Here is a 1,663-nt window from a genome sequence, read left to right on the forward strand (position 1 = left end):
GGCCTGGCACGGGCGCCGGCCGGTCCTCGTCGATCTCGACCTCACGGTGCCCGCGGGCGGCTGCGTGGCCGTCGTGGGCCCGTCGGGGTCCGGCAAGTCGACGTTGGCCCGCTGTGTCGCCGGCATCCACCGCGGCCGCGCGGCCGCGGCGATGACGCTGGTCGGCGCGGACCTGCCGGTCACCGGTCGCCGGACTCGGGAGCAGCGACGCGCGGTCGCGCTCGTCCCGCAGGACAGTGTCGGCGCGCTCAATCCCAGGGAGTCGGTGCGCCGAGCGCTGCTACGGGCCGCTGGCGCAGATCCCGGGTCACGCCGCCCGGTACCAGCGGATGGGCCGGGTGGACCGGGCAGGCCTGGTGGTCCGGGTGACCGGACCGACCCGGATGCCCTGGTCACGAAGCTGCTGGACCAGGTCGGACTTCCGGCGGGCTACGCGAACCGCCGGCCCGGCGCGCTGTCCGGCGGTGAACGCCAGCGGGTGAGCCTCGCCCGGGCGCTGGCCTGCCAGCCGCGGCTGCTGCTGTGCGACGAGGTCACCTCGGCGCTCGACAGTCAGACCGGCGAGCAGCTCCTGGAGCTGCTTGCCGGTCTGCGGACACGGCTCGGCCTCGGCGTCCTGATGATCACGCACGACCTGTCGGCCGCCCGGCACGCCGAGTGGATGCTCGTCCTCGCCGAGGGCGCGATCGTGGATCAGGGACCGCCGGAGACCCTGCGGACCAGCGGGTCACATCCCGTCACCCGGGCCCTGTTCGGAGCCTGACCCGGGCGCGGTCGGACGGTCAGAGCGGACCCGGGCGGTCAGTGGTCGTCCCAGTGGCCGTCGTGCGCGGCGTGCCGGTGGCTGTCGTGCAGGTAGTCGACGTGGTCGCCGTGCGGGACGGCGACGTGCCCACACCCGAGCCGGTGGGTGTGCTCGGCGGCGTCATGGTGCTGGCTGTGCAGTGTCGGCGTGCTCATGCGGGTCCTCCAGGGAGTGCGCGATCGCGTCCAGCACGATGTGCGCGACGTGCTGATCGGCAAGGAGGTAGGCGATCTCACGGCCGTGCCGCCGGGTGACGACCAGCCCCGCGCTGCGCAGCACGCGCAGGTGCTGGGAGACCAGAGGCTGGCTGACCCCAGCGATACGACCAGCTCGTGGACGTGGCGCGGGCCTTCGGCGAGCTCCCGGACCACTGCCAGGCGCACAGGTGCGGCCAGTGCGCGCGGCAGCGTCGCGGCAGGCTCAAGGCCGGTCACGCTGTCCACCCACAACACATAAACACTCACGCATGAGTCGCGCCGCGTGCGACGCGGCTCTCACCCGACGCCCACCGCCGCGTCCGCATCCGCCGCCGCCTCCGTCGCCGCATGGGCGCGCAGGTGCCACCCACGGGCCGCCTGGCGGGACCGCCAGAAGCCGGCGTACGTTCCGTCGGCGGCGAGCAGCTCCTCGTGCCGGCCCCGCTCGGTGATCCGCCCGGACTCGACGACGAGGATCTGGTCGGCGTCGCGGACGGTCTCCAGCCGGTGGGCGATGACCAGCACCGTCGCCCGGCGCGCCAGGGCGGCGAAGGCCCGCTGGACGATCACGTCGGTCTCCGGGTCGAGAGAGGCCGTCGCCTCGTCGAGAAGCACGATCGGCGCATCCTTGAGCAGAGCGCGGGCGATGGAGACCCGCTGA

General features: G+C 74.0%; 3 protein-coding genes and 1 pseudogene. 1 reads left to right on the top strand and 3 read right to left on the bottom strand.

Annotated elements, in window-relative coordinates; genetic code table 11:
- A partial coding sequence (locus AC08OP_RS18945) for an ABC transporter ATP-binding protein (protein ID WP_476615412.1) occupies positions 1-763 on the top strand: 763 nt, incomplete at its 5' end.
- A 38-nt stretch (positions 764-801) separates the two neighbouring features.
- Here the strand turns inward: AC08OP_RS18945 and AC08OP_RS18950 are convergent.
- From AC08OP_RS18950 to AC08OP_RS18960, 3 genes and pseudogenes are all read right to left on the bottom strand, one after another.
- Positions 802-960 carry a zinc transporter permease gene (locus AC08OP_RS18950; RefSeq protein WP_476615413.1) on the bottom strand — a complete coding sequence of 53 codons (159 nt, stop codon included), beginning with the start codon at positions 958-960 and terminating at the stop codon, positions 802-804.
- Complete coding sequence (locus tag AC08OP_RS18955; RefSeq protein ID WP_476615415.1) at positions 926-1,126, bottom strand: ArsR/SmtB family transcription factor; 201 nt, start codon at positions 1,124-1,126, stop codon at positions 926-928. Before AC08OP_RS18955 ends, AC08OP_RS18950 begins: the two co-directional genes overlap by 35 nt.
- Positions 1,127-1,299: 173 nt before the next feature.
- A pseudogene (locus AC08OP_RS18960) lies at positions 1,300-1,663 on the bottom strand (ABC transporter ATP-binding protein); the annotation flags it as partial.

Source organism: Frankia sp. CeRuru1 (genome assembly GCF_977966315.1).